Origin of the sequence: Ruegeria sp. HKCCD7221, from assembly GCF_013031225.1 — a bacterium.
Taxonomy (GTDB): Bacteria; Pseudomonadota; Alphaproteobacteria; order Rhodobacterales; family Rhodobacteraceae; genus Ruegeria.
In genome coordinates, this window is the sequence record NZ_WPZE01000018.1 from 1 (window position 1) to 11,423 (window position 11,423).

The 11,423-nt window shown below is 54.4% G+C and carries 12 protein-coding genes; 10 read left to right on the plus strand and 2 right to left on the minus strand.

The window, feature by feature from the left end; genetic code table 11:
• On the plus strand, positions 1-223 hold a 223-nt coding region (locus tag GOX73_RS20445), incomplete at its 5' end, for a helix-turn-helix transcriptional regulator (protein ID WP_171135060.1).
• 209 nt (positions 224-432) lie between these two features.
• Here the strand turns inward: GOX73_RS20445 and GOX73_RS20450 are convergent.
• Positions 433-1,731, minus strand: coding sequence for a glycosyltransferase (locus GOX73_RS20450; protein WP_217351030.1), 1,299 nt, complete (start codon positions 1,729-1,731; stop codon positions 433-435).
• Positions 1,732-1,735: 4 nt separating this feature from the next.
• Positions 1,736-2,854, minus strand: a complete 1,119-nt coding sequence (locus tag GOX73_RS20455) for a GntR family transcriptional regulator (protein WP_139056611.1) — start codon at positions 2,852-2,854, stop codon at positions 1,736-1,738.
• Between GOX73_RS20455 and GOX73_RS20460 the strand changes: the two genes are divergently transcribed.
• From GOX73_RS20460 to GOX73_RS20500, 9 genes are all read left to right on the plus strand, one after another.
• A complete protein-coding gene (locus GOX73_RS20460; RefSeq protein WP_010442239.1) occupies positions 2,838-3,908 on the plus strand; it encodes a spermidine/putrescine ABC transporter substrate-binding protein in 1,071 nt (356 codons plus the stop codon). The two genes, GOX73_RS20455 and GOX73_RS20460, sit on opposite strands and share 17 nt — an antisense overlap.
• Before the next feature lie 78 nt (positions 3,909-3,986).
• The gene (locus GOX73_RS20465) at positions 3,987-4,841 is read left to right on the plus strand and encodes an ABC transporter permease (RefSeq protein ID WP_010442240.1); all 855 of its coding nucleotides are present in this window, start codon (positions 3,987-3,989) and stop codon (positions 4,839-4,841) included.
• Positions 4,841-5,623, plus strand: coding sequence for an ABC transporter permease (locus GOX73_RS20470; RefSeq protein WP_171126719.1), 783 nt, complete (start codon positions 4,841-4,843; stop codon positions 5,621-5,623). Before GOX73_RS20465 ends, GOX73_RS20470 begins: the two co-directional genes overlap by 1 nt.
• The gene (locus tag GOX73_RS20475) at positions 5,620-6,681 is read left to right on the plus strand and encodes an ABC transporter ATP-binding protein (RefSeq protein ID WP_171126718.1); all 1,062 of its coding nucleotides are present in this window, start codon (positions 5,620-5,622) and stop codon (positions 6,679-6,681) included. The genes GOX73_RS20470 and GOX73_RS20475 overlap by 4 nt, the downstream gene beginning before the upstream one ends.
• A 24-nt stretch (positions 6,682-6,705) precedes the next feature.
• Positions 6,706-7,992, plus strand: coding sequence for a glycosyltransferase (locus GOX73_RS20480; protein ID WP_171126717.1), 1,287 nt, complete (start codon positions 6,706-6,708; stop codon positions 7,990-7,992).
• Complete coding sequence (locus tag GOX73_RS20485) at positions 7,989-8,354, plus strand: cupin domain-containing protein (RefSeq protein ID WP_171126716.1); 366 nt, start codon at positions 7,989-7,991, stop codon at positions 8,352-8,354. The genes GOX73_RS20480 and GOX73_RS20485 overlap by 4 nt, the downstream gene beginning before the upstream one ends.
• The gene (locus GOX73_RS20490) at positions 8,351-8,695 is read left to right on the plus strand and encodes a cupin domain-containing protein (protein WP_010442245.1); all 345 of its coding nucleotides are present in this window, start codon (positions 8,351-8,353) and stop codon (positions 8,693-8,695) included. Before GOX73_RS20485 ends, GOX73_RS20490 begins: the two co-directional genes overlap by 4 nt.
• Before the next feature lie 34 nt (positions 8,696-8,729).
• Positions 8,730-10,247: an aldehyde dehydrogenase gene (locus GOX73_RS20495; RefSeq protein WP_171135089.1), complete on the plus strand. Its 1,518-nt coding sequence runs from the start codon at positions 8,730-8,732 to the stop codon at positions 10,245-10,247.
• Positions 10,248-10,730: 483 nt separating this feature from the next.
• Positions 10,731-11,216 carry a GNAT family N-acetyltransferase gene (locus GOX73_RS20500; RefSeq protein ID WP_010442250.1) on the plus strand — a complete coding sequence of 162 codons (486 nt, stop codon included), beginning with the start codon at positions 10,731-10,733 and terminating at the stop codon, positions 11,214-11,216.
• Positions 11,217-11,423 lie beyond the last annotated feature (207 nt).

Genomic DNA, 11,423 nt, shown 5'->3' on the forward strand with positions numbered 1-11,423 from the left:
TCGCGTCGATCTAGCATTCCAGGCATTTGGCGATGGCGTTCTGACGCCACGAGAAAGAGAAGTCGTTGAGTTCACGTTGAAGGGTCATTCGGCAGAAGCTGTCGGCACAATTCTCGGCATCTCTCCAGGCACAGTCCGCATCCACAGACGCAACATTTACGCGAAACTTAGGATCAATTCGCAGGGTGAGCTTTTTTCAAAGTTCATTGAAAAGGCACTTTAAAAGGTTCCTTGAACACCCACTTTGGGCTGACTGCGGTTCTTTGGAGTAAAAATGCGGATGGCTGCAACGTCCCGCATTGCTGCCGCTCGCGACATTTCAGCGAGCGTCTGTCTCGAGCCCAAACCGACACTTTAGGTTCAGTGATTTAGAGATCATTGCGATGCACCCTTCCATCCTTCATGACAAAACGGATGACCGACGGGAATATCCTAGATTCGATTAGGATTTACACAATCCAGTATTTTCTGAGCAGCTAACTGAACCGACTTTCTCAACTGCATGACCTCGGAGTTCGCAGCCAGCCGGGACTTCATCTCCGCATCCCCAAGTAGTTGGTTAATCGCATTCTCCAACTGCTCCGTTGTCCAATCCCATCGATTTAGCCTGAGTCCGACACTGGTTTCGACTGCCCGCTGGGCGTTGTCATGTCCGTCCCAGCAATAGGGGAGGATTAGCGACGGGACCCCGAAATACAGCGCTTCGCAAAAGCTGTTGTTGCCGCCGTGGTGAATAAAAAGATCGCATTGTTCAACCACGGAAGGCTGCGGGAACCATTCCTGCAGATGAACATTGTCCGGCACTCTGGAATAGGCATCGATCTGTGCGCCGACATTGATCAGAAAACGCATGTCCAATGTCTTGAATACGTCGAACAGGCTTTCAAAGAATGAGACATCCATTGCACCGAGGCTGCCAAAACTCACGTACACCAGAGGCCCGTTGTTACGGGGCATTTGAGGTACACGGTAAGGACCTTCCTGGCGAACGCAGCCTTCGAGAAAGGTGAATTGTCCAGAGTCCAGCACCTGATCACGATCATGGCGAATGATAGATGGCGCTAAAAGAAGGTTTTGATGCGGTGATGTTTCTAGGAACTCACCTTCAGGCAATAGCTCAAGCCCCTTATCCTGGCGAAATTTGTTGTAGCGCGCATGAATTGGGCCAAGGGTCTCCAAGTACTGGTCTCGAAATGCCGCACACCCGGCAGCGTCAGATGCCGGCAGACCGGACAGGTACGGCGGTAGGCAGTTGTCTGGCAACTCGGTTTCCGCGCAAGAAATAACCCTGACCCATGGGCACTCGGATCGTACGATGGCCGGGAACATGATGACGTTGTCGAGGACGACGACATCTGGGTTGATCCGCTCTAGCGCCGTTTCCAAACCCTGTTCGACCGATTCCGCTGTCTCGACGATTGCGTTCCAAACGGGCTCTACATAGGTGGTCAGTTGGTCAGTTGGATGCATGTTAAAATGCGGCAGATGATGGCTCAGGAATTCCTGCCAGTAGGTCTGGGTTTCCTCTTCTGTCAACTCTGACTGAACAGGGACGGCGAACTCGTCAAAACCGTAATCTGCGAATACGCCACCAAAGCCACCGTGGGTGAGGAAAACGGGGTGTGCACCCATTGCGCGCAGTTCCTGGGCGATCCCCACACAATTCAGTGCAGCCCCAAAACTAGCTTCGGGGAAAAACGCGATTACGGGTGCTTCCTTGCGGTTCATCATTCAATCACCGGATTGACCCGCGGGTTGCTTGGACTAGCGCCGGAGCACCACGATTGGCGACGCTGGGCCTTTGGTGCATTGAAAGCCGCAAGTGCAACCTCATCTGATCCGCCGCAAGATCGAAATGATCCTGTTCGATGAAATCAAGGATACGCAGATGTTCATCGAGCGCCTGCCTCATCCGAAAGTCGATCATACCGAATGATCCGCCTGGCAGGTGGCGCAACCCATGATGGGCCATGAGAACAGAAGCTAGATACTGGTTTCCGGACGATCGAGCGATGAGCTTGTGAAAGGCAAGATCCGCGTCCTGGAAATCCTGGCTATTGAAAGAGTTTTCCGACTGCGCCAGAAGCGCTTCGGTCTGGCTGCGGACCAGATCGGCGCGCTTGGTGTCCAACTTGAAACCGTCGGACAGAATGGCCTGCGGTTCCAGTATCAGACGAAATTCGTAGCTCTCTATTCGTCCGGAGCGGTCTCCCGGCATGCGCGTAAAAACCCAGGATTGACCTTCGGCTTTCTGAATCACGCCTTGGGCCAGGAGGGCTTCGAGCGCACGCTGTGCAGCGCTGCGGGAAACCGAATATCTGCGGATCAGGTCTGTGACATTGATGGCACCGTCCAGGCGTCGGGCGCCGCGATCTCGTAGGATGGCACCAGCGAGATCCACACCTGCTCCGACCGCATGCTGGTTGAGTATCGAATGCCCCTTTTCGGGTTCGCATTCTAGGACAAACCCGCCTTCTGCCGCTTTGCGTGCCATCCCCTCCTTTTCCAGCAGCCTCAATGCGGATCTAATCGGAGTGCGAGAGACGCTGCACGAATCAGCAAGGGTTTTTTCCACCAGTCTGTCGCCCTGATGCAAATCGAGATCCATCGCAACATCCAGTATTTTTTGAGCAAGTTTCAAGTATTTGCTTGGTGACATAAGAAGACGGCTTTCGTCATACTCAGTTAATATACAATAAAAACGGTATCTTAAATGGCTTCTCCGGGCCATACAAAAATGATTCAAAAAATTGTTGAGTTTTATTTCATCAAAAAATACCGTGATTGCATCATATATCTCGCCCCAGAAGCGAGCGCGGATGTCAAGGGAGGAAGACATGACCAACAAGTTCACCAATTCGTTCCGTTTGCCATTTGCTTGGCTCACCGCCGGGGCGGCCTGCGCACTCAGCGCATTCGCCGGAGCGGCCCAAGCAGAAAAAATCGTGATCTCGAACTGGGACGGCTACATGCCGCCGGACCTGCTGGAGAATTTCACCATGGAAACCGGTATCGAGGCCGAGCTCTCGGTGCATGGCACTAACGAAGAAATCATGGGCAAGGTCGTAGCCGGTGGAGGAAAGGGCTACGACGTTCTTTTCGTCTCGTCGCCTTTTGCCGAGGCGTTAAACAACCTGGGGCTGGTGGCTGCAATCGACCACGACAAGGTTCCGAATGCCTCTAACCTGTATGACGAAGCTAAAGAACTAGCCCATGATCCGGGCAACAACTATTCAATGCCATACGCTTGGGGCACGACGGGCTTATGCTACCGGTCAGACCTGATGCCAGAGCCAACTTCGTGGAACGATCTGCTCAAACCCTCTGACGACCTCAAAGGCAAAGTGACAATGCTCTCGACGGATCGCTGGCTGATGGGGGCTGCTGCGCTAGCCCTCGGAAAGTCGCTGAACGATACGTCGGATGAGACGTTGGCGGCTGCAAAGGACCTGCTGGTTGCGGCGAAGCAGGATCTGCTGGCCTACGACGACGCAACTTTTTATCTGAAGTTGGTATCGGGCGAGGCAACGATGGTTCACGCCTGGGATGGCTGGTGCAACTACGGCATCGGTGAAAACGCGGACATCAAGTACACGATACCATCAGAAGGATCGGATCTGTGGGTGGATGCGCTAGTCATCGCGGATGCATCTGAAAACAAAGATGCGGCGCATGCCTTTGTGAACTATGTCTTGGGCGCGGACGTCGGTGTCTGGGTTGCCAGCAATATCCTTTACAAAACGCCGAACAAGGCTGCGATGGAGGCGCTGGACCCGTCCTTAATCGAAACCTTCCCGAATATGGGAATGTCGCCTGCAGACCTTACCAAGTACGAGCAGTTGCGCGATCTCGGCAATGGCCAGAAACCCTTTGCACGGACCGTGACCGAAATCATGGCCGCACAGTAAGTGATCAAACCCTGAGCAAAACCCGACCCGAACAAAGGGTCGGGCCTGTACGACATCACTCCACAGATTGCCAAGTATATGACCAATCGACTGAAATCGGTGATCTTGCTGGGGCCGGGCCTGGGCTGGCTTGCGCTTCTTATGGTGGTGCCGTGTGGCCTTATTTTTACCTATGCGTTCTTTGAACGCGGTATCTATGGCGGTATCGACCACGTCTTTACGTTTGAGAATTTTGTGCGGGCCACCGATCCTCTTTACCTCGGGATCTTCTTACGCTCAGCCAAGATCGCATTTCTGACCACGATAATCGCGATCCTGATCGCCTATCCGGCGGCCTATGCCATCACGCTGGCGCCGCGCCGTTGGCAGACCGGTTTGCTGATCTTGGTGATCCTGCCGTTCTGGTCCAACTACCTAATCCGCACTTACGCCTGGATCGTGATGCTTAACCGCGAGGGCTTGATCAATAATACTCTCCAGGGGGCAGGCTTGATCGATGAGCCGCTGTCTCTACTTTATAACAATTTCGCGGTGATCGTTGGGCTTGTCTACAACTACACCCCCTTTGTGGTTCTGGCGATCTATTCGTCGCTGAACCGCATAAATGTCGAAACCATAGAAGCCTCGGAAGATCTTGGAGCTCCCGCTTGGACCACTTTCCACCGGGTGATACTGCCACAGACCGTTCCCGGCATTGCGGCAGGTGGTGTCTTTGTTTTTGTATTGTCGATCGGCAATTTCATTACGCCCGATTTGCTTGGTGGCGGGCGACTTCAGATGGTTGGAAACCTGATCTATGACCAGTTCCTGAGCGCCCGCGACTGGCCGTTCGGAGCAACGCTGTCGATGTTCCTGATTGCGATTATGATGGGGCTTTTGTTCGCACAGGCGGTATTGGCCAATCGCGCAGCGGGACAGAGAGGGCAGGACTGATGCGGGACCGATCCAACATGGGCCTGAAGCTGCACCTGGTTTTGTTTTACACCTTTCTCTATGTGCCGATCCTTGTGCTCATGGCGTTAAGCTTTAACCGGGCCGGACTTCCAACTGTATGGACCGGGTTTTCGTTGGAATGGTACGGCAAGTTGTTTACCGCGGATCCAATACTGTCGGCGGCGCGCAACACGCTAATCGTGGCCTTAATCTCGACCGTTCTGGCGACAATATTCGGCACGCTTTTGGCGGTCGGTGTCGAGACACGGCATAATTCTTCAGTTCTAGACGCGGTTCTGTTCGCACCGATGATCATCCCCGACATAGTTCTGGCCATCGCGCTCTTGTCCTTTTTCACCCTACTCAACATGACGCTGGGGCTTCATTCGATCATCCTCAGCCATGTCGTATTTAACATAGCCTTTGTTGTCGCCGTGGTGCGTACGCGGATGCGCAATTTCGACCATTCGATACTTGAGGCCAGTGCCGACCTTGGGGCCAGCGAATTCACCACCTTTCGCCGCATCCTGCTGCCCGCCATCGCGCCGGGGGTTATCGCCGGGGCGCTGTTGTCTTTCACCCTGTCTGTGGACGAATTCATTATTGCCTTCTTTACCGCCGGTGCTGGGCAATCCTCGACCACGTTGCCGATGCAGATTTACGCAATGATCCGATTTGGCGTCACGCCGGAAATCAATGCGATGGCTACCATCGTCATGTTCGTTTCATTCACGCTGGTCTTCTTCGCACAGCGTACCGACAAAGAGGTTTTCAGCCGATGAACCAAGGGGTTCAACTCAGGAATATAACCAAGCGATACGGTTTGGTGACCGCGATCGACAATGTTTCACTGGATATTCGCGATAACGAGTTCTTTGCACTTTTGGGCCCATCGGGCTGCGGCAAGACCACACTATTGCGGACGCTGGCGGGCTTCGAAACGCCACAGGAAGGACAGGTTATCGTTGCCGGGCAGAACGTGACAAACATACGTCCCAGCAGGCGGCCCCTGAATCTGATGTTCCAATCCTATGCCTTGTTTCCGCACATGAGCGTCGAAAAAAACATCGCCTATGGGTTAGAAATGGAGAAATTGCCTAAGGACGAAATTGCCACGAGAGTAGCTGAGGTTCTGGAAAGTGCGAAACTTTCGGGGTTTGCCGGGCGCAAGCCGGATCAGCTTTCTGGTGGGCAGCGACAGCGGGTTGCTTTGGCGCGCGCGCTGGTCAAAAGGCCAAAAGTCCTGTTGCTGGATGAGCCCCTTTCAGCTCTTGACAAGAAACTACGAGAAGAGATGCAGCTGGAGCTCAAACGGTTGCAACACGAGGTGGGGATTACATTTCTAATTGTGACCCATGACCAGGAAGAGGCCTTGGTCATGGCCGACCGGATCGCGGTCTTGCATGATGGTAAGCTGGCGCAGGTCGGTACTCCTCACGAGCTCTACGAACACCCCGGATCGCGCTTTGTTGCAGATTTTATCGGCGTGATGAACTTCCTGAATGGTAACGCCGTGGATGGCGGTGTCGATGTCGACGGGGCGGGAATGCTGAGGGGCGTTTCCGAGCTGCGCGGTGCCGCCACGATTGCTGTGCGCCCGGAACGGGTCAGCCTGATGCAGACCGCCCCTCAAGATGGGCGCAACTGCCTTCCCGGCACTGTCGAAGAAGTCGCCTATCACGGGTCAGACCTGGGTGTGCATGTGCGTGTTCGCGGCGGGAGGAGCACCCTGTCCGCCCGCGTTCCAGCCGGCCAAGCCGACCGTGAATGTATCCAGCCGGGTCAGGATGTCTACTGCGTATGGGACGCGAAACATTCCCGCATCCTACCCAACTGCTAAGCCATATCTAACGGGAGACCTACAATGTCACAGAAAACCATCGCCTTCTTCCCCGAAGCTGCCTTTGGCCCTGCGCTGAATTCGGTTGGCATCGCGCAGGCCTGCGAGAAACTGGGCCATAAGGCTGTATTTCTAAGCGATCCCGGCTTTGTCGAGGTATATGAAGGTTATGGGTTTGAGGCGCATCCTGTTGCCCTGTCCGAGCCGATGGAACCCGAGGCGATGGCAAAGTTCTGGGAGGATTTCATCAACGGTCACATCCCAAATTTTCGCAAAGCCCCGATTGACCAGATCGATAACTACGTCAAGGATTGCTGGGAGGCGATCGTCGACAGCGCAAAATGGGCGCAAAAAGATCTGCCCGATGTACTGGCAAAAATCAAACCAGATATGATCTGCGTGGATAATGTCATTATGTTCCCGGCTATCAAGCAGTTCGGCGTACCGTGGGTGCGGATCATCTCATGTTCCGAAAACGAAATCCCTGACCCGATTGTGCCGCCGCACTTGTCAGGCTGCCGGGTGGATGACCGCGAGGGCATGGCGGCCTATGAGGCTAAATTCCACGAGGTGATCAAGCCGATCCACGACGACTACAATGCGTTCCTGGCCAGATGCAACGAAGAGGCCTATCCGATCGGAGAGTTTTTCGAAGCGTCGCCCACAATGAACCTTCTGCTTTATCCCGAGCCTGCAAAGTACGAACGACAGAACCCGCTGGACCCAAACCGGTTCCAGTATCTTGAAGGTTGCGTACGCGAAGAAGAATCCTTTGAGGTGCCAACGTTTAAGTCCAACAATGACAAACCACTTCTCTATGTATCTTTCGGGTCACTTGGTGCAGGCGACACCGACCTGCTAAAAAGGATCATTTCGACCATTTCCAGGCTGCCCTACCGGGCGCTCGTAAATGTCGGGGATTACATGGATGAATACACAGAAACTCCTGACAACGTGCACATACAAAGTTGGTATCCCCAGCCTTCGGTAATTCCGCAGGTTGACGCGGTGATACATCATGGCGGTAACAACTCGTTCACCGAGTGCCTGTATTTCGGCAAAGCGGCAATCATTATGCCCTATGTCTGGGACGGCCACGATAACGCCACTCGTGTTCAGGAAACTGGCCACGGGTTCGGGTTTCACCGATACGACTGGACCGATGATGAATTGGCTATTGCCCTCGACAAATGTATCAACGATCCAGGAATGCAGGCGAAGATGGCGGCAACCTCTGCTCATATGCAGTCACGGCATGGCCCGACCAAGGCAGCCGGCATTCTCGACGACATCCTGAAAGCCGCGGAATGAGCAGCGCCACGCATCTTTCCGAAATCTCGACTCGCACCGACCTCACGGACTGGGGGCTACAGCCGGACATGATCGAAGGCCAGTCTCATTCATCGGGTATGCTGGTTCACAAGGGTCCTGACAACCGACCGGAGATCGGCGCATGGGTCTGTACTCCAGGGCGCTGGCGCCTAACGATTCCGCGTGACGAGTTCTGCTATTTTGTGCAGGGCCGCGCGGTCTATCGGTCGGATGCAGGCGAAAGCATCGAAGTTACGCCCGGAACGGCCGTACTATTCCCCGCCGGTTGGGTAGGGGAATGCACGGTCGAGGAAACACTGCGCAACACCTACTACCTAACGGATCGCGAACCTGAATCATGACCACGCCACGTATGCAAAACCCGCTCCAGCAGACTGATCTTGTCGATTGGGGGGTAATCCCGACGATGATTGAAGGGCAATCCCGCACCTCGGGAAAGCTGATCCACAAGGGGCCTGACGGCCAGTCCGAATGCGGCCTTTGGGTCTGCACTCCCGGTAAGTGGGAATGTCACGTCACCAAGGACGAGTTCTGCCACTTTCTGGAAGGCCGCTGTACCTATGTCCATGAAAGCGGCGAGGTAATTGAGATTACGCCCGATACGGCGGCCTTTTTTCCGCAGGACTGGAAAGGCGTTTGCACTGTCCACGAGACGGTCAAGAAAGTGTACATGATCCGCTAACGGCGCAATGCCTGTCAAACAAGGGGGCTGCCCAATGCGTGACCCGTTCAAATCTACCTACTACCTCAACCCCAAGCATGTGCCATTGGAGGGTGGTGGGACCACTCTGGTCAACCCGTCTACCTTGCAGCCCGTCGGGGTTTTTGGTGAGCCGTCGCCGCAGATCGTGAACCAGGTTCTGGACCGGGTCAATGCGGCGCAAAGGAGGTGGTCTGCGATGGACTGCAAATCTCGCGCGCGGGTATTGCACCAGATCGCCAACGACATCGAAAGCGGCGATATGACTGAGATCGCCCGCTTGATGACATTGGAAACGGGCAAACCTTACCCTGAATCGATTGGCGAGATTGCGAACATCCCGCCGGTTTTCCGCTACTATGCCGAGATGGCGCGCAATGACGCGGGCAAGATCGCCGGCACGATGCAAACCGGATCTTTTCAGTATCAGACATACGAGCCCTACGGGGTGTCCGTGCATGTGGTTCCGTACAATTTCCCCCTCATTCTTGGCAGCTGGTCGATGGCCGCATCACTTGCGGCAGGTAACGGTGTAGTTTTGAAAGCCTCACCCGCAGGAACTTTGTGCACGATGGCGTTCATGGAGTTTTTTCGGGCGTTGCCCCAAGACCTGATTGCTTGCCTGCCGGGTGGGGCAGACGTGGGCAAACAGCTGATTGCCAGCCCCAAAACCCATGTGGTCGCCTTTACAGGGTCCGTGCCGACAGGTCGTGCAGTCGCAGTGGCCGCAGCAGAGAACTTGAAACCCGCAGTGATCGAGGCTGGGGGAAGCGATCCACTGATCGTCAGTAAACATGCCGATATCGCGGTCGCTGCTGCCGGGGCAGTTACCGCTGCTTTTTTGCAGTCGGGCCAGGTTTGTACATCGTCTGAACGGATTTTTGTGGTGGATGACGTGTACGACGATTTTGTCGATGAATTCGTGGCCCGAACCCGGAAACTACGCATCGGCGACGGCATGGGGGTGGCGGAAATCGGACCTTTGGCCTCCAAGGAGGCGCGCAACAAGGTCGAGCGTCTGGTGCGCGATGCAACTGAGAAAGGCGCGGTGGTCGAGGTAGGAGGCGGTATTCCGGATGACGCCGGGCCGGGTTGGTTCTTCGCACCAACGATCCTAACCGGCGTGACGACGGACATGGCGCTAACTCAGGAAGAGGTCTTTGGGCCAGTCGCCTCGGTCATTCGGGTGAGCGACTTTGACCAAGCGCTTGAATTGGCCAACGCGTCACAGTTCGGTCTTGGCGGATGCCTGTTTACCGGCGACCTGGACGAGGCATTTCGGGGGGTGAACGAACTACAGGTGGGGATGGTCTGGGTCAACAACCCGCTAGTGGACAACGATGCCTTGCCTTTTGGCGGCGTCAAGAATTCCGGACTTGGGCGCACGCTAGGCCTTCAAGGCCTCGAGGCTTTCAGACGGCCCAAGATGGTCGTGATTGACCCGAAGGCGAAGGAGGCGGGCTGGTGGTATCCATATCCCGACGAATGGTTCTATTCAGATGACGTACAGGGCGGGAGAAAGCACACCGGATAAGGGATATTTCGTCTGGATTGTCGTTGCCGTCGGCACAGAGGCTTTGTTTTTCAAGGTGGCTTCAAATCATCAAGCCATTGTGAAAAAGCAACATTTCTTCGGCATAACCCCATATTGCTTTGAGAAAAACTTGGCTTTTTTGTATCGGCCGAACACAAAAAAGCAACGCTGACAATCGCTTAGATCTTGGTGAATTGATCCTTCAAGTTGACACTGAAAACTTCCAGTTCCGCTTTGGGATCACCTTCAAGATTCGCCGCCAGCCGCACAAAGGTCGGCTCAATGCTGTCCAAGGTTCGCTACTCTGTTTTGCCATAGAAAATTCATGTGGCTGGCGAAAATCACAGATGACTGGTCTCGGTCAGCCCGCCGCAACGGCATCGCCGCGTAAGCATTGGGCCGGTGAGAGCCCAAATTGCCGGATGCTGTCAGCGCAACCAAGGGCGACTATGCAACTTGACCCAACGCGCATATTGTAAATGCATGAGCAAGTTCCGAAATGCCCGACAATCCGACGCACAGCGTTGCTTTGAGATCGAAACTGCTGCCTATGAAGGCGACGAAGCAGCAACCCTCGAAAAGATATCCAAGAGGATCGAGGTCTATCCCGATGGTTTCCTGATTCTTGAGGAACGAGGCGAGATCGCTGGCTTTATCAATTGCGGATGTGCCCATGAAGTCGAAATGTCAGACGAGGAGTTCAAGGAGCTTGTGGGGCATGACCCCGACGCGCCAAATGTTGTTATTATGTCCGTCGTTGTTGATCCTGAGCATCAGGGAACAGGCCTGTCGCGGGCATTGATGACTGAATTCGTCGACTGCATGAGGAATATGGACAAATCCGCGATCTACCTCATGTGCAAAGAGCATCACGTCCCGCTTTATCAGAGATTTGGCTACAGCTATCTTCATCCATCAACCTCTGATCATGGAGGAATGACTTGGCACGAGATGTCCATGCTACTTTGAGCCGTTGAGCCATGATGAACGGACATTGGTGCAAACGCAGCGAACGGCTGTTTCGTCCCATATAGCAGTCGCTCACACCGAGTGCGGCGACTGTCTACTTCGGAGTCCACTTTGACCGATGCTGCGCGATTCCCCAATGACAGCAATGCGCAGATATTGTTGAAAAACTCACAATTGGTGTAAACTCGAGTCAGAATTTGGCCCGAC

Coding starts and splice junctions, on each gene's coding strand:
- GOX73_RS20460 (WP_010442239.1), top strand. CDS start 2,838: ATGACCAACAAGTTCACCAATTCGTTCCGTTTGCCATTTGCTTGGCTC.
- GOX73_RS20450 (WP_217351030.1), bottom strand. CDS start 1,731: ATGATGAACCGCAAGGAAGCACCCGTAATCGCGTTTTTCCCCGAAGCT.
- GOX73_RS20500 (WP_010442250.1), top strand. CDS start 10,731: ATGAGCAAGTTCCGAAATGCCCGACAATCCGACGCACAGCGTTGCTTT.
- GOX73_RS20480 (WP_171126717.1), top strand. CDS start 6,706: ATGTCACAGAAAACCATCGCCTTCTTCCCCGAAGCTGCCTTTGGCCCT.
- GOX73_RS20495 (WP_171135089.1), top strand. CDS start 8,730: ATGCGTGACCCGTTCAAATCTACCTACTACCTCAACCCCAAGCATGTG.
- GOX73_RS20485 (WP_171126716.1), top strand. CDS start 7,989: ATGAGCAGCGCCACGCATCTTTCCGAAATCTCGACTCGCACCGACCTC.
- GOX73_RS20465 (WP_010442240.1), top strand. CDS start 3,987: ATGACCAATCGACTGAAATCGGTGATCTTGCTGGGGCCGGGCCTGGGC.
- GOX73_RS20470 (WP_171126719.1), top strand. CDS start 4,841: ATGCGGGACCGATCCAACATGGGCCTGAAGCTGCACCTGGTTTTGTTT.
- GOX73_RS20490 (WP_010442245.1), top strand. CDS start 8,351: ATGACCACGCCACGTATGCAAAACCCGCTCCAGCAGACTGATCTTGTC.
- GOX73_RS20475 (WP_171126718.1), top strand. CDS start 5,620: ATGAACCAAGGGGTTCAACTCAGGAATATAACCAAGCGATACGGTTTG.